Origin of the sequence: Castellaniella hirudinis (genome assembly GCF_047468865.1) — a bacterium.
Lineage (GTDB): Bacteria > Pseudomonadota > Gammaproteobacteria > Burkholderiales > Burkholderiaceae_B > Castellaniella > Castellaniella hirudinis_A.
This window is the reverse complement of the sequence record NZ_JBLGTV010000001.1, coordinates 227,660-247,035: the sequence shown is the minus strand read 5'-3', so window position 1 is coordinate 247,035 and position 19,376 is coordinate 227,660. Positions and strand designations below refer to the sequence as shown.

Here is a 19,376-nt window from a genome sequence, read left to right as displayed (position 1 = left end):
GCCGGAGACCGAGTACCGGAGACCAAGCACCGGGGATCGAGAACCGGAGACCGCAGGCCGGGGATCGAGAACCAGACACCGGAGGAGGCCGGCGCGGTGCGGGGCGGCCCAGACACGGCGCCGTGCCGTGCCGTGCCGCCCTCACCTTCAAACAATGGCCCAATCTTCCGATTGCAGCACCAGGGTATGGTCCGCAGCGGTCGCCCCCAAGGCCGTCAGGTCGTCCACGCCGGTCAGTTGAATGACCAAGTCAATGCCTTTGTTATAGGCGCTGCTATCGATGCGTTCCACCGCCAGATAGGTATGGCCATCATGCACAAAAGCCAGGGCCTCCCCTTCGTTCAACGCCTTGAAAGCGGCTGTGGTTTTTGCGGCCAGATCCAGACTGCCCGCGCCTGCACCGTCAAAGGTGGCAATCCCATCAAGAACCTGGACGGTCAGCGTGCCGTCCACGACGGTGGGGCCATTCGCCACGACGCTGCTATAGCCGCCGATTTTCAGGACATCGCCGTGCGCCGCCATCGTGCCAAAATCACTCACCGTGGTGAACAAGCCCGCTGTCGCATCCTGACCGGTCGCACCGAGAATGATCAGGGTATCCGACTGGGCTTGCGACTGCGCCAGATCGACGTGATCCACGCCGCCGTCCAGGGTGATCTGGTTGCGGCCGCTGCCGCCCTGGATCGTCTGAGTCTGATCCTCATGATCTGTGGCCACCGTGAAATCCCCGCTCAACGCGCTGGCGTCCAGGGTGATATCCGCGCCGGTCACCCGCCCCAGATCCAGATCGGCCGCCCCGGAAATATTCACCGTAACCCCTGTGCCGAGTGCCAGCCCCACGCCGGCCAGAGCATCGGCACCATCCGACCCCGGTACGCCTGTGGCGCCGTCAGCACCATCGAAGCCAGCAGTGCCGCCGCCCCCACCTTTGCCGCCGCCCGCGCCTCCGTCACCGCCCGCGCCGCCCTTACCCGCTGCACCGCCCGCGCCCCCTTCGGAAAGCAGACGATTGACCGTCACCGTGCTGTCCGCACTGGCGTTGGAAATGATGTTGAGGGTATGAATGCTATTCGAAACCATATCCACCACGGTACCGGCGGTGCCGCCATCCCCCCCCTGGCCGCCAACACCCCCGGCACCGCCAAACCCCCCGGCACCCCCTGCACTCCCTATGCCGCCGGCGTCACCGCCCCGCCCCCCGGCGCCCCCTTGACCGCCGGCCCCGCCGGCCCCGCCGGCACCGCCGGCACCGCCAATGGCACTGAGAGTGACCCCATTCAACACCAGCGTGAAGCTGTCGATCGCCGCACCACCGTCGGAGACCGACAGCGCCGTCTTCGCCGCGCCGCCCGCTTGGCCCGCGCCGCCCGATCCTCCAGCGCCCCCCATCCCGCCATTGCCGCCATCGCCCCCCGCTGCAGGGGCGTTACCATCCCCGCCGCTTCCACCCTTACCGCCAGCACTGCCCTGCCCGCCGGCGCCGCCGGTGACCGTGATGCCCTGGTCGATGACCAGACGGCTATTGTCCTGATCCAGGGTCAAGGCCACGCCAGCGCTCGCGGCACCGCCGGGGCTTCCCGGTGCGCCCGTACTCCCAGCCCCGGCATCGCCGCCGTCGTTGCCTGGGTCCGTTGCGTCGATGCCATTATCCCCAGCGTCACCTGGCGTGCCAGGACTGCTACCCGGGACCCCGATCGCCTCGATCTTGTCCGGCAAGGTCAAGGTCGTCACGCCGGTACCGGACAAATCCAGCGTGAACGCCCCACCGGTACGCAACTCAAGGACTTCCACATTCGACAGCTGCGGCAGCGGAATCGACGCAGGGCTCAGCAAAGGAGTCGGCGAGCCGGTAAACACAAACGTATCGGTGCCGCCCCCGCCATCGATTTGGTCGGCTGGTTGCACGGTCGTGGCATCCCCGGTAAACACGTCGTCCCAAGGGGTGGCATGCTCGTTGGCCACGTTGAAATCGTCTGTCCCGGCCGTCAGGGCGAAAACGCCCCCCGTACCACCGCCACCGCCGCCGCCGCCGGAATGATCCTGCTCGAACGTGTCGGGCAGCGGCAGCAAGTCATCCGGCACCACCACCCCGGGCGGCACCACCAGCTTGGTGCCCTCGGGCGGCACGAAATCCACGGGAATCGGCGTGTCGGGCGCGGGCGTCCAGCCCGCGGGCGGCTGAAAGCTGGGCAGAAAAGGGGCGACCTGCGTCATGCGCGCCAATGCCAGGTCGTAATCGCCCGCGCTCAACGCATCCATGAACGACGCATCGTTCTGGAAAATGGCCAGGTCGATGCCGTTGCCCAGGTCGCGGCCTTCCAGCACGCCGTAGTTCATCAGGTGCTGCAGCGCGGTCATCTGCCCGGCGGCCACCGCGCCCGCCACATCGGGGTTGGCCGCCAGATACGCGGCCAGGTCGATGAAGGGCGAGATGGCGCGGGTTTCGTTGCTGCCGTACTGCAAAAAATGCTGCACCGCATTCAAACCCGCGCCCAGCGCGGCGGCCACGTCGGGATTCAGCGCCAGATAATAGTCGGGGTCGAAGATGATCAGCGGCGAACGGTCTTCCGGGGCGCCGTACAGCAGAAAATGATCATACGCGGTGATCAGGCCGGCCAGCACGGCGTCGGCCACGTCCGGGTTGGCCGACAGATAGTATTGCGGGTCGAACAAGGGGCCGGGGGCGCGGCCTTCGGCATTGCCGAATAGATTGAAATGCTGCTCGGCGGTCAGGCCATTGCCCTGCAAAATGGCGGCGGCCACATCCGGGTTATAGGTCAGGTAATAGTCTTCGTTGAACAGGTTATATACCATGGATGCAGTCTCCGGGTCGGGCAAGGCCAAGTTTTGTGATGCCTGAATTTTTTTAATGCCTGAAGTTTTGTGATGCCAAAAAAATTCTACAGGATGTCGGCCCCCGGATGATTTAAAGTTACATTAATATCCCAGGCGCGAACACCCTTCCATTTCCGGCCAGCCAAGCCGGCCCCGCCAAGCGCGGGGCGCTTCAAAAACCCCGCCCGGTCACCGCGGGTGCCGGGGTTCGGATCGGCGTCCCTGGCGATAGCTGCCCGGCGTCATCCCCGCCCACTGCCGAAAGGCGCGGTTGAACGCCGCCGGGTCCTCGAAGCCCAGGTCGGCCCCGATTTGCGCCACCGGCTGGCGCGTGCCCAGCAAGCGGGCGATGGCGATGTCGCGCCGGACGGCGCTTTTCAGGGCCTGGAAGCGCGTGCCTTCGGCGGCCAGCCGCCGCGCCAGGGTGCGCGGGGACAAGTGCAGGCGATCGGCCACCTGGGCCGCGGACAGCGTCGGCGCCGCCTGCGCCTGCAACAGATCGCGCACCCGATGCGAGACCGAGCGCTCGCCAATGGCGGGGCGAATCCAATCCACCGGGGCGTGGCGCAGAAAAGCCGATACCGCCCCTTGGGCCTGGCGCACCGGCAGGGCCCGGGCCTCGGGCCGGAACACCAGCCGGGTGCGGGCCTGGCCGAAAAAAACCGGCCCCGAATACATATTGGCGTACTCCCCGGCATGCGCCGGGGCGGGATACGCCACGTCCACCCGATCCAGCGCCAGGCGCTGATCGGCCAGCCAGCAGGACACCCCCTGCACCAGCAGCAGCATGAGTTCGAGGATCAGCACCCGCTGGGCCCCCAGGGGATGGCATTCTTCCAGCCTGATCGCCAGCGTCCGGCCGTCGGCATGCAGCACAAAGCGCACGTCGTCCAGCACCAGCCGGAAAAACCAGCAAAAACGGTGCAAAGCCCCTTGCAGCGTGGGGGCGCCCAACAGGCTCAGGCACAAGAATTTCAAGGTGCCGCTGCGCAGGGGGCGCGTGAAAAACCCCGGCGTTTCATCGTCGTACCGCAGCACCAGCGCCCGATAAAACACCGCGAATTGTTCGACGGTCACCCGCGCGGCGGGCCGCCCCAGCAACGCGGGGGCAATCCCCGCCCGGGCCACGGCCCCGGAGGGCTCGTCCGCCGGAATCCCCAGGCGATCCAGCATATCCGTCACCATGCTGACCGGCACGGTCATCGTCGCGGGCATTGTGGTCATGAGGGGAAAGGACTCCGCTTCGGGCAGCGCGGCCCCACCGAATTAGGGAGGCGGCAAATTGGCAAAAAACATCAATAATCAGACTGATTATGCCATCTACAAAACCAAGGTTCTTGATTAGCATGGATATCGGAAACCCAACCCGGTCGCGGATGAAGGCTTGCCCGCATCCAGACATTCATTGAAAAACAGAAAGGCGGACATGCATTTTCAACTCAGCGAAGAACAGCAGGCCATCCAGGCGCTGGCCCGGCAATTCGCCCGCCAGGAAATCCAGCCACACGCTGCCCGGGCTGACCAAAACGGCCTATTCCCTGCGCCGATTCACGACCAGGCCCAGGCGCTGGGCCTGTTGTCGGCCCACCTGCCGGAATCCGTCGGCGGGGGTGGCCTGGGCTGCCTGGAACTGGTGCTGATCACCGAAGCCTTTTGCCATGCCTGCCTGGGCATCGGCACGGCCTTGTGCATCAACGCCCTGGCCAGCGCGCCGATCCTGCTGGGCGGCACACCCGAACAGCAGCGGCAATACCTGGGCATCCTGGCCCAAGGGGGCTATGCCAGCTTTGCCCTGACCGAGCCCGCCGCCGGGTCGGATGTGGCGGGCATCCGCACCCGCGCACAGGCCGCCCCGGGGGGCTATCGGCTATCCGGCGGCAAAACCTGGATATCCAACGCCAACTGGGCTGATTTTTTAGTGGTGTTCGCCAAAACCGACCCCGATGCCGGTCATCGGGGGCTGTCCGCTTTCATTGTCCCGGCCGACAGCCCGGGGCTGCGCGTCGGCGCCCCGTTAAGCAAGCTGGGGCAGCGCTGCGCCCCCACCTGCGAAGTCTTTCTGGATGACGTGTTCGTGCCCGAAGCCCAGCGGCTGGGGCCGGCGGGCGACGGCTTCGCCCTGGCCATGCGGGTCTTCGATCATTCCCGGCCCATGGTGGCGGCGTTTGGCGTGGGCCTGATCCAGCGCTGTCTGGACGAATCCCTGGCCTACGCCACCCAGCGCAGCAGCATGGGCCAACGCCTGATCGACCACCAGGCCGTCGCCCACAAGCTGGCCGAGATGCGCATGAAGCTGGACGCGGCGCGGCTGCTGACCTACCAGGCCGCCTGGCGGCTGGATCAGGGCCTGCCCAACACCACGGAAGCCGCCTGCGCCAAAGCCTTTGCGGCGGATGCCGCCATGTGGGCCGCCACCGAAGCCATCCAGGTTTTCGGCGGCATGGGGTACTCCACCGAATACCCGGTCGAAAAATTGTTCCGCGATGCCAAAGTCCTGCAAATCTACGAAGGCACCAGCGAAATCCAGCGCAATATCATCGCCCGAGAATTGCAGCGCATGCGTTAAGCCCATCCCACCCCACCGGGCGCCCGGCACGATTGATCCGCGCGCCCGGCCCCACGCCAAGGATTCCCATGAAACCCGATGAAGCCGTTATTCTGTCCGCCGTGCGCACCCCGTTTGGGCGGCGCAACGGGGCGCTGCGCCACACCCGTCCCGACACCCTGCTGGCCGCCGTCATCCAAGCAGCCCTGCAACGCGCCCAAGTACCCGGCGAACGCGTGGGCGACGTCCTGGCCGGCTGCGTCAGCCAGGCGGGCGAACAAGGGGGCAACATCGCCCGCCAGGCCGCTTTGCTGGCCGGCCTGCCCGCCGCAGTCCCGGGGGCCAGCATCAACCGCATGTGCGGATCCAGCCAGTACGCGGTGCACGCCGCCGCGCAGGCCGTGGCCAGCGGCGATCTGGCCTTTGCCCTGGGCTGCGGGGTCGAAAGCATGAGCCGGGTGCCCATGTTTCTGGATCTGACCCTGGATCCGCAAAAACCCTTTACCGGTTTCGATGCCCTGCACCCCGGCCTGCTGGCCCGCTACCCCATCCCGCACCAGGTGGAAAGCGCTGAAAAAATTGCCGAAACCTGGCGGATATCGCGCCAGGAAATGGACGACTACGCGATGGAAAGCCACCGGCGGGCGGACGAGGCCCGCCAATCGGGTTGGCACCACGAAATCCTGCCCATCGACGGGGTCGGCAAAGACGGCGATCCGTTCACGCTGGCTGGCGACGAAGGCATCCGGGTGCCCGTGGACGAAGCCCGCATCCGCGGCATGGCCCCGGTTTTCCGGTCGCCGGACAGCGGCCGGGTCACCGCCGCCAACGCCAGCCAGATGTCCGACGGCGCCGCCGCCGTCTTGATCGGCGGCGCGGCCGCCGCGCACGCCCTGGGCCTCAAGCCCCTGGCCCGTTTTCGCAGCCGGGTGGTGGTGGGATCCGACCCCGTTTTGCAGTTGACGGGGGTCGTCCCAGCGGCGCGGCAGGCCCTGCGGCAGGCCGGCCTGTCCATCCAGGACATGGACTGGATCGAAGTCAACGAGGCTTTTGCCAGCGTGGCGCTGTGCTTTGCCCGCGAACTGCAACCCGACCGGCAGCGCCTGAACCCCTGGGGCGGCGCCATCGCGCACGGCCATCCGCTGGGGGCCACAGGGGCCGGCCTGATAGCCAAGATGCTGGCGGGCCTGGCGCGGCGCGACGGCCAATTCGGCCTGCAAGTCATGTGCATCGGGCACGGCATGGCCACCGCCACCGTCATCGAGCGCCTGTAAGCCCCCAACGGGCCGCCGGCCCGGAAAGCCCCCAAAAAGCAAGCCAAAAAGGAGACCTCATGCAGATTTCACCAGACATCCAGCGCAGCCACCGCAACCGGATCGGCGACGCCTTCGACCGATCCGTGCGGCGCAACCCCCAGCGCCTGGCGTTGCAATACGAAGCCCGGCGCTGGACATACGCCCAGCTGCAAAGCGGGGTCAACCGCGTCGCGCACCAATTGCTGGCCCTGGGCCTGCAAACGGGGGATCGCGTCGCCGCATACGCACGCAACTCGGATGCGTACATCCTGTTGTGGCTGGCCTGCGCCAAAACGGGCCTGATCCACGTGCCCATCAACTATGCCCTGCTGAACGACGAATTGCGCTATATCGTCGAGCAATCGGGCGCCAAGGCCCTGTTTCACGATGCCGCGCTGGCCGACGCCATCCAGGCGCTGGGCGACATCCCCGGCTGCGCCTGGCGCGGCACGCTGGCCGAAGGCCAGGGGACGGACATCCTGGCCTGGGCCGAAGCCGACGGCCCGGAAAGCCTGCCCGATGCCGATTTTTCCGAAGCGCACATCGCCCAGCTGCTGTACACATCCGGCACGACCGCCGCGCCAAAAGGGGCGATGATGAGCCACCGCGCCCTGCTGGCGGAATACACCAGCACCCTGCTGGCTTTGGACATTCGCGCGGCGGACCGATCCCTGGCCGCCCTGCCGCTTTATCATTCGGCCCAGATGCACGTGTTCGTCATGCCGCAGCTGCTGGTGGGGGCCGCCACCTTGTTGATCCAGGCCCCCCAGGCCGAACGCTGCTTCGAGCTGATCGCCGGCGAGGGGATAACGTCGTTCTTTGCGCCGCCCACCGTCTGGATCGCCTTTTTGCGTCACGCGGCGTTTGATCCGGCCCGGCTGGCCTCGCTGCAAAAAGGCTATTACGGGGCCTCGATCATGCCGGTGCCCATCGTGCAAGAACTCGCCCAGCGGCTGCCCGCCCTGCAGTTGTACAACTGCTATGGGCAAAGCGAAATCGCCCCGCTGGCCACGGTGCTGCGTCCCGAAGACCACGCCGAACGGCCCGCCTCCGCCGGGCGGCCCATCTTCAATGTGGAAACCCGCATCGTGGATGCCGACCTGAACGACCAGCCCGCGGGCGTCATGGGCGAGATCGTGCATCGTTCTCCCCAACTGATGAGCGGCTACTGGAACAAGCCCGAAGAAACCGCCGCCGCCTTTGCCGGGGGCTGGTTCCATTCCGGCGATGTGGGCCACCTGGACGAGGCCGGCTACCTGTATGTCACCGACCGCATCAAGGACATCATCAATACCGGCGGGGTGGTGGTCGCCAGCCGCGAAGTGGAAGAATGCCTGTACACCCACCCTGCCGTGGCCGAAGTGGCCGTGATCGGCCTGCCCGACGAACGCTGGATCGAGGCCGTGACGGCTGTCGTGGCCCTGAAAAACGGGGCCAGCGCCAGCGCCGGCGACCTGATCGCCCACGTCCACGAACGCCTGGCGGCGTTCAAGGTGCCCAAGCAGGTCTTCTTTGTCGAAGACATGCCGCGCAACGCCTCCGGCAAGCTGCTGAAGCGCACACTGCGCGACCGCTATTCGGCGGCGGACTGATCCAGCGCGCCGGGCGCGGCAGCCGCGCCATCGGCCGACAAGGCGCGATCCGTGTCGGCCGCTGCATCCACCGCCGCATCGGCATCGCCCCCCGTGTCCGCCTTTGTGTCCACAGCCGCATCGGCATCGGCGCCGCCGGCCGCCGGCTTGGCGCGCTGCATGACGGCGGCAAAAAACCCATCGGTGCCATGCACGTCCGGGCGCAGCCGCAGCATGGGGCCGGACAAGGGCAACGCAATGCCCCGGTCGGCCAGCACCGCCCCGGCATCCAGCAGGATGAAATCCGGGTTGTCCGCCAAAAACGCCTGCACCTGCTGCTCGTTTTCCTCGGGCAGCAGGCTGCAGCTGGCATAGACCAGCCGCCCGCCCGGGCGCACGCAGGCGGCCGCATCGCGCAAAATGGCCGCCTGGGCCAGCAGCAACTGGGCCAGGGTATCCGGGTGCTGCCGCCATTTCAGGTCGGGATTGCGGCGCAGCGTGCCCAGGCCGCTGCACGGGGCATCCACCAGCACCCGGTGGGCCTTGCCGCGCAGACGTTTAACCCGCTGATCGTGACGTTCGGCAATCACCACGGGCACGATATTGGACAGGCCGCTGCGGGCAAAGCGCGGCTTGGCGCGCGCCAGCCGGGCGGCCGACACGTCGAAGGCATACAAGCGCCCGGTCGAGCGCATCAAGGCCCCCAGCAGCAGGGTCTTGCCCCCCGCGCCGGCGCAGTAATCAATGACCATTTCGCCCCGCTTGGGAGCCACCAGCGCAGCCAGCAGCTGACTGCCCTCATCCTGAACCTCGATTTCGCCGCGCTCGAAGCTGCGCCAGCGATTGACCGGCGGACGCCCCTGGATGCGCAGGCCCCAGGGCGAGTACGGCGTGGGCTGGGCGGCCCACTTGGCCTCCGGCCCCTGGGACCAGGCCCGCAAGACCGCATCCCGATCCGTCTTGAAGGGATTGACCCGCAAATCCAGCGGGGCCGGCTGGTTCAGCGCCCGCAGCAAAGCATCCGCATCCGGCAGGGCCGCCAGCCGGGTTTCGAGCCATTCGGGCACGCTGTGGCGCACGCCCGGCGGCAAGGCGTCCAGCGCAAACCCCTGAACGTGATCCAGCCAGGGTTTTTCGTGCTCGTCCAGGCCGGGGTCCAAGGTGGATCGGGGCCAGACCGACGCCAGGCCCAGAATCGCCAGCCGCCGGGTGGCCGCCCCCTGGCCGCTTTCGGCAAACTGCCGGTAGCGGCGCAGGTGGCGCAGCACGTCGAACACGGCTTCGGCGATTTCGCCGCGATCGCGCAGCCCGGCATTGCTGTGGGCGCGAAACCAATGCGACAGCACGGCATCGGCCGGGTACTGCCATTGCAGCACTTCGCCCAGCACCTGGCGCACCTGTTCGATACGGGCGGCGGCCATCACATAAGGCCGCGCCGGCGACTGCGCGGCGGCATCCCGCCCCGCCCGCCGGGCGGCGGAACGGGGATGGGCGGGCTTTTGGCCGCCCTGGGGTTTTTCACGGCCCGCTTGGGGCCGTACCCCGCGCCCACTGGGCGGGCGGCGCTCGGCGCCCTTGGTGTCATGCTTGCTCATGCGGTTCCTATGACTCAAAAAAAGTGGCGCCCAGCCAGGCGCGCTGCGGCGCGTCGGCCACCCGCACCCGGCCATCGGCCAGCAGCCGCACCCGGCCTTGCGCCAGCCAGCGCAGCGTCTGGACAAAGACTTGGTGTTCCATCGGCAGCAGGCGGGCGGCCAGGGCGTCGGGGGTGTCGTCGTGACGCACGGGCACGACCCCCTGGGCGATGATGGGGCCGTGATCCAGCACCGGCGTAATGAAATGCACCGTGCAGCCGTGCCACTGCACCCCCTGGGCAAGGGCTTGCTGGTGGGTGTGCAGGCCGGGAAAGGCCGGCAGCAGCGAGGGATGGATATTGATGATGCGGCCGGCAAAATGTTGCACAAAATCGGCCCCCAGCACCCGCATGAAGCCGGCCAGCAGGATGTAGTCGGGGGCCAGGGCGTCCAGATGCGCCTGCAAGGCCGCATCGAAGGCCTCGCGGCTGGGGTAATCCCGGTGCGCCAGGGCCACGGCGGGCAAGCCCTGGCCGCGGGCCCAGGCAAGGCCGGCCGCATCCGCGCGGTTGGACACCACCGTGCAGATGTCCACCGGCAGGGCCTCGGCCGCCACGGCCTGCGCCAGGGCCTGCATGTTCGAGCCCCGGCCCGAAATCAGGATGGCCACCCGCAGCGGCCGTTCGGGGGTATGCTCCATGCGTTGGTTCTCCGACATAAAATCATGGCCCGGGGGTGCCGCTTCGAACACCCCAAACCTTTAATTGTAAACTCTCCGACGTGAAACCCGCCCTTCGCCTGTACCGCACGCTGCCCCGGCGCGACACCAACGCCGCCAGCGCCCTGACCATCGGCAATTTCGATGGGGTTCATCTGGGCCATCAAGCCATTCTGGATCAGGTGCGCACCCACGCCCTGGCCCAGGATCTGATCCCCAGCGTCATGACCTTCGCCCCCCATCCCAGGGCCTTTTTCGCCCGGCGCGGCGGGCGCACCGAACTCATCCCCACTCAGATCAGCAGCCTGCGCGACAAAATCGACCGGCTGGCCGACCAGGGCATGCGGCAAATCGTCATCCAGCGTTTCAACCAGGCGCTGGCCGACATGAGCGCCCAGGATTTCATCCAGCACCTGCTGGTGCGCGGCCTGAACACCCGCTGGCTGCTGGTGGGCCAGGATTTCCGCTATGGCCACAAACGCAGCGGCGACATCGACCTGCTGCGCCGCATGGGCCGGCAATACGGCTTCAGCGTGCAAACCCTGGCCGACGTGCTGGACGGCCAGGGCCAGCGCATTTCCAGTTCGGCCCTGCGCACCGCGCTGGCCGTGGGCCGGCTGGATCAAAGCCAGCGCCTGCTGGGGGCGCCGTTCCGGGTGTCCGGCCACGTGATCCACGGCCAGAAGCTGGGACGCGACCTGGGCTTTCCCACCCTGAACCTGCGGGTGCCCGCCCCCTGTGCGGCGCGTTCGGGCATCTACATTGTGCGGGTGCATGGCCTGGCCGCCGCCCCCCTGCCCGGCGTGGCCAGCCTGGGCGTGCGCCCCACAGTCACGCGCGACGGCCCGCTGTTGCTGGAAACCCACCTGCTCGATCAGCAGGTGGACGCCTACGGTAAACTGGTGTGCGTCGAATTCCTGCGTTTTCTGCGCGACGAGGAATCCTTTCCCGATTTAACCACCCTGATCGCCGCCATCCGCCAGGATGTGCGCAGCGCTCGCGACTACTTCGCCTCCCATGGACTATAGAGACACCCTGAATCTGCCCGACACCCCCTTCCCCATGCGGGGCAACCTGGCCAAACGCGAACCCGGCTGGATTGCCGCCTGGGAAGAAAAAAAGATTTACCAGGCGATTCGGGCAGCGGCGGCGGGGCGGCCCAAGTTCATCCTGCACGACGGCCCGCCCTATGCCAATGGCGACATCCACATCGGCCACGCCGTCAATAAGATCCTTAAAGACATCATCGTCAAGAGCCGCGACATGGCGGGCTTCGACGCCCAGTATGTGCCGGGCTGGGATTGCCACGGCATGCCCATCGAAATCCAGATCGAGAAAAAATACGGCAAGCACCTGCCGGTGGCCGAAGTCCAGTCCAAGGCCCGCGCCTACGCCGCCGAGCAAATCGAACGCCAGCGCACCGACTTCAAACGCCTGGGCGTGCTGGCCGAATGGGACAACCCCTATCTCACCATGAACCCGCACAACGAGGCCGACGAACTGCGGGCCTTGGCGCGCATCATGGAAAAAGGCTTCGTGTTTCGCGGCCTGAAGCCGGTCAACTGGTGCTTTGACTGCGGTTCAGCCCTGGCCGAGGCCGAAGTCGAATACGCCGACCGCAAAGACCCCGCCATCGACGTGGCCTTCGCCTTCGACGACCGCGCCGCCATCGCCCGGGCCTTCGGCCTGGCGGGCGACGTGGACGACGGCGCCATCGTCATCTGGACCACCACCCCCTGGACCATCCCGGCCAACCAGGCGCTGAACATCCACCCCGACCACGAATACGCCCTGGTGCGCCTGGCCCAGCCGCGCGCCACGGGGCCGCTGCTGCTCGTGGCCGCCGAGCTGGCCGAGGCCTGCCTGCAGCGCTGGGGCCTGACGGGCGAAATCATCGCCCGCGCCCCCGGCCAGGCCCTGGACGGCCTGGCGTTTCGCCACCCCTTGTCTGCCGCCCACCCGGGCTACCAGCGGCTGGCCCCCATCTACCTGGGCGACTACGTCACGCTGGATTCCGGCACCGGCGTGGTGCATTCGGCCCCCGCCTACGGGGTCGAGGATTTCATCTCCTGCAAGGCCCACGGCATGGGCGACGCCGACATCCTCAACCCCGTTCTGGGCAACGGCCACTATGCCGACAGCCTGCCGCTGTTCGGCGGCCAGCTGATCTGGAAAGCCAATCCGCACATCGTGGATGCCCTGCGCGAGGCCGGGTCCCTGCTGGACACGGAATCCCACACGCACAGCTACATGCACTGCTGGCGGCACAAGACCCCCATCATCTACCGCGCCACCAGCCAGTGGTTCGCCGGCATGGACATCGCCCCCGTCAGCGGCCCCACGCTGCGCGACATGGCCCTGAAGGGCGTGGACGACACCGCCTTCTACCCGGCCTGGGGCCGGGCGCGGCTGCACGCCATGATCGCCAACCGCCCGGACTGGACCCTCTCCCGCCAGCGCCAATGGGGCGTGCCGATGGCGTTTTTCATCCACAAGGAAACCGGCGCGCTGCACCCGCGCACCCCCCAGCTGCTGGACGAAGTCGCCCAGCGCGTCGAGCGCGACGGCATCGAGGCCTGGCAAACCCTGGATCCGCGCGAACTGCTGGGCGACGAGGCCGACCTTTACGAGAAAAACCGCGACACGCTGGATGTCTGGTTTGATTCGGGCACCACCCACGCCACCGTGCTGGGCGGGCAGGATCACTGCCTCAAAGGGTCGCACGCCCAGCAGCTGGCCTGGCCGGCCGACCTCTACCTGGAAGGCTCGGATCAACACCGGGGCTGGTTTCATTCGTCCCTGCTGACCGGCTGCATGCTGTATGGCCGCCCGCCCTACAAAGCCTTGCTGACGCACGGCTTCGTGGTCGATGGCCAGGGCAAGAAAATGAGCAAGTCCGTGGGCAATGTGGTGTTTCCCCAAGAAGTCTCCAACACCCTGGGGGCGGAAATCCTGCGCCTGTGGACGGCCGCCACCGATTATTCGGGCGAATTGTCCATTTCCAAGCAAATCCTGGATCGCGTGGTCGAATCTTACCGGCGCATCCGCAACACGCTGAAATTCCTGCTGGGCAATCTGGCGGATTTCAACCCGGCCACCGATCTCATCGCCCCGGATCAACTGCTGGAAATCGACCGCTACGCCCTGCAAATGTGCGCCGACATGCAGGCCGAAATCCTGGCGGCCTACGAGCGCTACGAATTCCACACCGCCGTGGCCCGGCTGCAGATTTTCTGCTCGGAAGACCTGGGGGCCTTTTACCTGGACATCCTGAAAGACCGCCTGTACACCACCGGCAAAGACAGCCCGGCGCGGCGTTCGGCCCAGACGGCGCTGCACCACATCACGCATGCCCTGCTTAAATTACTAGCCCCCATTCTGTCCTTTACGGTCGAAGAAGCCTGGGCCGACCTGGGCGGCAACCCGGCATCGCCCACCATTTTCACCGAAACCTTCCACGCGATTCCCGCCCCGGCGGACGGCGCGGCGCTGTCGGCCGGCTGGACGCGCCTGCGCGACATCCGCGCCGACACCATGCGCGAGATCGAAGCCGTGCGCACCCGGGGCGAGATCGGCTCATCGCTGGCCGCCGAAATCGACTACCACGCCAGCGGCGACGATCTGGCCCTGCTGCGGCGCCTGGGCGACGACCTGCGCTTTGTGATGCTGGTCTCGCGCGCGGACGTCCACGCCGCCGACGGGGCCACCCGCATCGCGGTGCAGGCCAGCGCCCACGACAAATGCGGGCGCTGCTGGCATCACCGGGCCGATGTCGGCCACGACGCGGCCCACCCCGAACTCTGCGGGCGTTGCGTGGACAACCTGTACGGCGCGGGCGAAACCCGGCGCCATGCCTAGGCCCGTGCAGCCGCCCCGCTCGCCCCGCCGGGATCTCGGCCCCGCGGCGCCCTCGGCGCTGGCGCTGCAAGCGGCCCCCGCCCCCACCCGCCGCCAGCGCCTGCGCGCACTGGCGGGCTGGCTGCTGCTGGCGGCGGCGCTGGTGCTGCTGGATCAGGCCACCAAAACCTGGGTGCTGCAGCAGCTGGCCTACGCCCAGCGCATCCCCGTGCTGCCGGTCTTCGACCTGACCCTGCTGTTCAACACCGGGGCGGCCTTCAGTTTTCTGGCCGACGGCGGCGGCGGCCAGCGCTGGCTGTTCACCGGCATCGCCCTGGCGGTGGCCGTCTTTATCTTGCGCTGGCTGTACACGCACACCGGGCAGCGCCTGCTGGGGGCCGCCCTGGCCTGCATCCTGGGCGGCGCCCTGGGCAATGCGCTCGACCGCCTGCTGCACGGCCACGTGGTGGATTTTCTGCTGTTCTACTGGCGCGACTGGTATTTTCCCGCCTTCAACGTGGCCGATATCGCCATCACCTGCGGCGCCCTCCTGCTGATCCTGGACGAAATCCTGCGCAGCCGCCGCACTCGCCATTCATAGGGGATCTCTCATGCCAGACCTGCACGGCAAACGCATCATCCTGGGGCTGACCGGCGGCATCGCCTGCTATAAATCCGCCGAACTGCTGCGCCGGATGCAAGACGAAGGGGCCACGGTGGACGTGGTGATGACGGCCGCCGCCACGGGTTTCATCACCGCCGCGACCCTGCAGGCGCTGTCGGGCCGCCCGGTCTGGGAAGACGCCTGGGACAGCCGCATGGACAACCGCATGGCGCACATCAACCTCAGCCGGGGGGCCGACGCCATCCTGATCGCGCCCGCCAGCACGGACTTCATGGCCAAGCTGGCCCACGGCCTGGCCGACGACCTGCTGGCCACCCTGTGCGTGGCCCGGGGGGCCGTGCCCCTGCTGGCGGCCCCCGCCATGAACCACGAGATGTGGATCCATCCCGCCACCCAGCGCAATGCCGCCCAGCTGCGGGCCGACGGCGTCACCCTGATCGGGCCGGCCGAAGGCCAGCAAGCCTGCGGCGAAACCGGCTCCGGCCGCATGATGGAACCCGACCAGATCCTGCGCGCCCTGATCGCGTTTTTCCAGCCCAAGGTGCTGGCGGGCCGGCGCGTCCTGCTGACCGCCGGCCCCACCAGCGAAACCATCGACCCGGTGCGGGTGCTGACCAACCGTTCGTCGGGGCGCATGGGCTATGCCCTGGCCCGGGCCGCCGCCGAGGCCGGCGCCCAGGTCACGCTGGTCTCCGGCCCGACGGCCCTGGACTGCCCCGACCAGGTGACGCGCATCGACGCGCGCAGCGCCCGCGACATGCACGCCGCCGTCCTGCCCCTGGCCGCCCAGGCGGATATCTTCATCGCCGTGGCCGCCGTGGCCGACTGGGGCATCCGCAACCCCTCGGCCCGGAAGCTGAAAAAACAGCCCGGCGCGCAGCCCCCCCAACTGGATTTCGTGCAAAACCCGGATATCCTGGCCGAGGTCGCGGCCCTGCCGCAGGCCCCTTGGTGCGTGGGCTTCGCCGCCGAAACCGAAGACCTGCACGCCCACGCCCAGGCCAAACGCCAGCGCAAGGGCATCCCGGTCATCGTCGGCAATCTGGCCCAGCACAGCATGGACGCGACCGACACCGAACTGATCATCTTCGATGCGCGCGGCACCCATCCCCTGCCGCGCCAGGGCAAGCTGCAGGCCGCCCGTCAGCTGATCGGCTGGATTGCCGGCCATCTCCCTGAAACACACGCCGCGCCCATCGGCTGACCCGCGCCCCGACCCGCTTCCCCCGATGCCGGGGGTCGGCGATTCGCTGAACGCCGGCAGGCGGCGCGCCGCTTACCCCCGGGGCCCGGACGCCACCGCTGCGATCCGCCCCCCTCAATCCACCTTTTTCACAGCCATAATATGCAACGACGACTCATTCAAGCCCGCATCGTCAACCCCTTGCTGGGCACCGACGCCCTCCCCCTGCCCGACTACGCGACCAGCGGCTCCGCCGCCATGGACTTGCGCGCCTGCCTGGCGGAACCCCATACGCTGCTGCCCGGAGAACGCGTGCCCGTGCCCACCGGACTGGCCCTGAACATGATGGATCCCGGCCTGGTGGCCATCGTGGCTTCACGCTCGGGTCTGTCGCTCAAGCACGGCATCCGCGTGGCCCAGGGCATCGGGGTCATCGACGCGGACTACCATGGCGAAATCAAGGTTCTGCTGGCCAACGACGGCGTCCAGGCGTATACGATCCAGCCGGGCGAACGCATCGCCCAGCTGATGTTCCAGCCCGTGGTTCAGGTGGCGCTGCACCCGGTGGACACCTTCGACACCGGCAGCGAGCGCGGCACCGGCGGCTTCGGCAGCACCGGGCGGCATTAGTAAAACCCCTGGGTTGTACCTGCATCGTCCAATGGTTAAACTCTAAACCGTTCTTGTGCGGTGTGATTGGTTGTACCCGGTTTCCCGGCGTGTCCCACCGGCCAAGTCCACAGGCTGCTCACCCGAGCAGCGCCGCGCCGCAGGATTGCCGAAGCGCCGCCCCCCGGCTGATTCGCCAGACGGGATACGCGGGCGACACTTCGGGAAGACCCTGATGGTGTCGCACGCACGGTCTTAATATATTACTGATATATGGTTCCATCCGGGTCCATGCAAAGGAGAATCCAGACATGAGCAGGCTGACAAAAATTTCCACGCTTTCTGCCGCCGTATCCATGGCCCTGTTGGGCATGGGCACGGCGCTTGCGGCGGACGGCCCCATCAAAATCGGCGTCCAGGCCCCCATCACGGGCGAATACGCCGCCGAAGGCCAGGGCATTGAAAACGGTGTGCGCCTGATTGCCAAGCAACACAACGACGCCGGCGGCATTCTGGGCCGCCAGATCGAAGTCATCGTCTGCGACGACGAAGGCAAAGCCGCCCAGGCCGCCATTTGCGGCCGCAAACTGGTGAACGACGGCGTCATCGCCGTGATCGGCACCTACACCAGCGGCGCCGCCCTGGCCGCCGCGCCCATCTATTCCGCCGCCAACGTCATCCAGACGTCCGACGGCACCAGCGACGAACTGACGCAAAAAGGCTGGCAGACCTTCTTCCGCAACGCGCCCCCCAACAGCGACGAAGCCGAGTTCGTCGCCAACTACTTCGTCAAGGTCAAGAAATACCCGCGCATCGCGGTACTGAGCGACCACTCCAGCTATGCCACCGGCCTGGCCAAGGCCACGGTCGACGCCATCAAGAAAGAAGGCGGCAGCATCGTCGGCGAAGACTTCATCAACGCGGGCACGCAAGACTACAGCGCCGTGCTGACGAAGCTGAAATCCAAGAACCCGGACGTGCTGTTCTTCTCGGGCTATTACACCGACGGCGGGCTGATCCGCGCCCAGATGAAGCAGCTGGGCATGAACGCCGTGTTCGTGGGCGGCGATGCCAACCAGAACGAAAACTTCGCCAAGATCGCGGGCGACGCCGCAGCGGGCGCCGTGATCGTCAACGTGCCGGCCCCGGAAAACCTGCCCTACCCGGCCGCCAAGAAATTCCTGGCCGACTACACCAAAGAATTCGGCGCGCCGCCCCCCAGCATCTACACGCTGACCAACGCCGATGGTTTCCGCGCCGTCATCGCCGCCATCCAGGACACCCAGTCCACGGACACCGGCAAGCTCATTCCCTGGCTGCATAACCTGAAAGAGCCCTTCGGCGGCCTGACCGGCCCGTTCACCTGGGACGACAAGGGCGAACGGATCGGCAGCCTGATGTCGGCCTTCGAAGTCCAGGCCGACGGCAGCTACAAGACCATCTACCCGCGCCAGCTCGACCCGCGCCAATAAAGCCATACCGATATTCGGGCGACCGGCGCCACAAGCCCGGCCGCCCGGAACACCGGGGACGAACCGTTTTTCCGCACCCAAGGTGAAACTGAACACTCCGGCATTACCGCCGTGGCCCGCTTGACGGCGGGCCACGGACCCATCGCCGCTCTCAGCCAGGCCACCCCTGTTGGTCACGGCGCCCAAGAACCACCACGGAAACCGATCGATGGACTTTATCCTCCAGCAATTCATCAATGGGATCACGGTCGGCGGCATCTACGCCCTGATCGCGCTGGGCTACACCATGGTGTACGGCGTGTTGAAAATGATCAACTTCGCCCATGGTGACCTCTGCATCCTGGGGGCCTTTATCGGCCTGACCACCCTGACTTCAGGCGCCTTCGGCGGCCTGTCCATTCCGGTCCTGATCATCCTGGCCTTCCTGATCGCCATGATCGCCGTCGCCGTTGCCGGCACGCTGCTGGACCAATTCGCCTACAAACCCCTGCGCAAGGCCCACCGCCTGTCGGCCGTGGTTTCCGCCCTGGGCGCCTCCATGCTGATCGAAAACGGCATCATGCTGATCTGGTCGCCCAATGTGCAGGTGTTTCCCAACAACCTGCTGCCCAATATCACCTGGGAAGTCGGCGGCGCCTACCTCAGCTTCGTGCAGCTGCTGATCATCATCTGCGCCTTCCTGCTGATGGCGGCCCTGTATTATTTCGTGCACCACACCCGCCTGGGCACGGCCATCCGCGCCTCCGCCATCGACCAGGACGCCGCCCGCCTGATGGGCATCAACGTCAACCGCGTGATCGCCACCGTCTTCATCATCGGCCCGGTGCTGGGCGCCATCGGCGGCCTGTTCATCGGCCTGTACTACCGCCAGGTGTTCTTCACCATGGGCTGGTCCTACGGCCTCAACGCCTTCATCGCCGCCATCATCGGCGGGATCGGCAACATTCCCGGCGCCATGCTGGGCGGCCTGGTGCTGGGGCTGTTCAACGCCTTCGCCGCCGGCTATATCTCCAGTTCCTGGCAGGATGCCATCACCTTTACCCTGCTGATCGCCATCCTGCTGGTGCGGCCATCCGGCCTGCTGGGCGAACGTGTCGCAGAAAAGGTCTAAG

The 19,376-nt window shown here is 67.0% G+C and carries 14 protein-coding genes; 10 read left to right on the top strand and 4 right to left on the bottom strand.

Features of this window, described 5'->3' with window-relative positions:
* Nucleotides 1-147 precede the first annotated feature (147 nt).
* The gene (locus tag ACMHYJ_RS01090) at nucleotides 148-2,814 is read right to left on the bottom strand and encodes a hypothetical protein (protein WP_414244347.1); all 2,667 of its coding nucleotides are present in this window, start codon (nucleotides 2,812-2,814) and stop codon (nucleotides 148-150) included.
* Between the two features lie 210 nt (nucleotides 2,815-3,024).
* Entirely contained in the window at nucleotides 3,025-4,059 is a 1,035-nt protein-coding gene (locus ACMHYJ_RS01085) for an AraC family transcriptional regulator (protein WP_414244346.1), read from the bottom strand.
* Between the two features lie 202 nt (nucleotides 4,060-4,261).
* Between ACMHYJ_RS01085 and ACMHYJ_RS01080 the strand changes: the two genes are divergently transcribed.
* The 3 genes from ACMHYJ_RS01080 (at nucleotide 4,262) to ACMHYJ_RS01070 (ending at nucleotide 8,267) form a co-directional block, all read left to right on the top strand.
* A complete protein-coding gene (locus ACMHYJ_RS01080) occupies nucleotides 4,262-5,401 on the top strand; it encodes an acyl-CoA dehydrogenase family protein (RefSeq protein WP_414244345.1) in 1,140 nt (379 codons plus the stop codon).
* Nucleotides 5,402-5,469: 68 nt separating this feature from the next.
* Nucleotides 5,470-6,654, top strand: a complete 1,185-nt coding sequence (locus tag ACMHYJ_RS01075; RefSeq protein ID WP_414244344.1) for a thiolase family protein — start codon at nucleotides 5,470-5,472, stop codon at nucleotides 6,652-6,654.
* Between the two features lie 59 nt (nucleotides 6,655-6,713).
* Nucleotides 6,714-8,267 carry an acyl-CoA synthetase gene (locus ACMHYJ_RS01070; RefSeq protein WP_414244343.1) on the top strand — a complete coding sequence of 518 codons (1,554 nt, stop codon included), beginning with the start codon at nucleotides 6,714-6,716 and terminating at the stop codon, nucleotides 8,265-8,267.
* Here the strand turns inward: ACMHYJ_RS01070 and ACMHYJ_RS01065 are convergent.
* Nucleotides 8,249-9,634: an RsmB/NOP family class I SAM-dependent RNA methyltransferase gene (locus ACMHYJ_RS01065; protein ID WP_414244827.1), complete on the bottom strand. Its 1,386-nt coding sequence runs from the start codon at nucleotides 9,632-9,634 to the stop codon at nucleotides 8,249-8,251. The genes ACMHYJ_RS01070 and ACMHYJ_RS01065 overlap by 19 nt on opposite strands.
* A gap of 214 nt (nucleotides 9,635-9,848) precedes the next feature.
* Nucleotides 9,849-10,520: a phosphoribosylglycinamide formyltransferase gene (gene purN, locus ACMHYJ_RS01060; protein ID WP_414244342.1), complete on the bottom strand. Its 672-nt coding sequence runs from the start codon at nucleotides 10,518-10,520 to the stop codon at nucleotides 9,849-9,851.
* An 80-nt stretch (nucleotides 10,521-10,600) separates the two neighbouring features.
* Here purN and ACMHYJ_RS01055 point away from each other — a divergent pair, with 80 nt between their 5' ends.
* From ACMHYJ_RS01055 to ACMHYJ_RS01025, 7 genes are all read left to right on the top strand, one after another.
* Complete coding sequence (locus ACMHYJ_RS01055; protein WP_414244341.1) at nucleotides 10,601-11,566, top strand: bifunctional riboflavin kinase/FAD synthetase; 966 nt, start codon at nucleotides 10,601-10,603, stop codon at nucleotides 11,564-11,566.
* A complete protein-coding gene (ileS, locus tag ACMHYJ_RS01050) occupies nucleotides 11,556-14,396 on the top strand; it encodes an isoleucine--tRNA ligase (protein WP_414244340.1) in 2,841 nt (946 codons plus the stop codon). The genes ACMHYJ_RS01055 and ileS overlap by 11 nt, the downstream gene beginning before the upstream one ends.
* Nucleotides 14,389-14,976 (top strand): signal peptidase II, encoded by a 588-nt coding sequence (gene lspA, locus ACMHYJ_RS01045; protein ID WP_414244339.1) that lies wholly within the window; start codon nucleotides 14,389-14,391, stop codon nucleotides 14,974-14,976. The genes ileS and lspA overlap by 8 nt, the downstream gene beginning before the upstream one ends.
* Before the next feature lie 10 nt (nucleotides 14,977-14,986).
* A complete protein-coding gene (gene coaBC / locus ACMHYJ_RS01040; RefSeq protein WP_414244338.1) occupies nucleotides 14,987-16,204 on the top strand; it encodes a bifunctional phosphopantothenoylcysteine decarboxylase/phosphopantothenate--cysteine ligase CoaBC in 1,218 nt (405 codons plus the stop codon).
* Nucleotides 16,205-16,345: 141 nt separating this feature from the next.
* Nucleotides 16,346-16,813 carry a dUTP diphosphatase gene (dut, locus tag ACMHYJ_RS01035; RefSeq protein ID WP_414244337.1) on the top strand — a complete coding sequence of 156 codons (468 nt, stop codon included), beginning with the start codon at nucleotides 16,346-16,348 and terminating at the stop codon, nucleotides 16,811-16,813.
* 290 nt (nucleotides 16,814-17,103) lie between these two features.
* A complete protein-coding gene (locus ACMHYJ_RS01030; protein ID WP_414244336.1) occupies nucleotides 17,104-18,264 on the top strand; it encodes a branched-chain amino acid ABC transporter substrate-binding protein in 1,161 nt (386 codons plus the stop codon).
* 208 nt (nucleotides 18,265-18,472) lie between these two features.
* Nucleotides 18,473-19,375 carry a branched-chain amino acid ABC transporter permease gene (locus ACMHYJ_RS01025; RefSeq protein ID WP_414244335.1) on the top strand — a complete coding sequence of 301 codons (903 nt, stop codon included), beginning with the start codon at nucleotides 18,473-18,475 and terminating at the stop codon, nucleotides 19,373-19,375.
* The last annotated feature ends 1 nt before the right edge of the window (nucleotide 19,376 follow it).

Coding starts and splice junctions, on each gene's coding strand:
- ACMHYJ_RS01090 (WP_414244347.1), bottom strand. CDS start 2,814: ATGGTATATAACCTGTTCAACGAAGACTATTACCTGACCTATAACCCG.
- ACMHYJ_RS01085 (WP_414244346.1), bottom strand. CDS start 4,059: ATGACCACAATGCCCGCGACGATGACCGTGCCGGTCAGCATGGTGACG.
- ACMHYJ_RS01080 (WP_414244345.1), top strand. CDS start 4,262: ATGCATTTTCAACTCAGCGAAGAACAGCAGGCCATCCAGGCGCTGGCC.
- ACMHYJ_RS01075 (WP_414244344.1), top strand. CDS start 5,470: ATGAAACCCGATGAAGCCGTTATTCTGTCCGCCGTGCGCACCCCGTTT.
- ACMHYJ_RS01070 (WP_414244343.1), top strand. CDS start 6,714: ATGCAGATTTCACCAGACATCCAGCGCAGCCACCGCAACCGGATCGGC.
- purN (WP_414244342.1), bottom strand. CDS start 10,520: ATGGAGCATACCCCCGAACGGCCGCTGCGGGTGGCCATCCTGATTTCG.
- ileS (WP_414244340.1), top strand. CDS start 11,556: ATGGACTATAGAGACACCCTGAATCTGCCCGACACCCCCTTCCCCATG.
- lspA (WP_414244339.1), top strand. CDS start 14,389: ATGCCTAGGCCCGTGCAGCCGCCCCGCTCGCCCCGCCGGGATCTCGGC.
- coaBC (WP_414244338.1), top strand. CDS start 14,987: ATGCCAGACCTGCACGGCAAACGCATCATCCTGGGGCTGACCGGCGGC.
- dut (WP_414244337.1), top strand. CDS start 16,346: ATGCAACGACGACTCATTCAAGCCCGCATCGTCAACCCCTTGCTGGGC.
- ACMHYJ_RS01030 (WP_414244336.1), top strand. CDS start 17,104: ATGAGCAGGCTGACAAAAATTTCCACGCTTTCTGCCGCCGTATCCATG.
- ACMHYJ_RS01025 (WP_414244335.1), top strand. CDS start 18,473: ATGGACTTTATCCTCCAGCAATTCATCAATGGGATCACGGTCGGCGGC.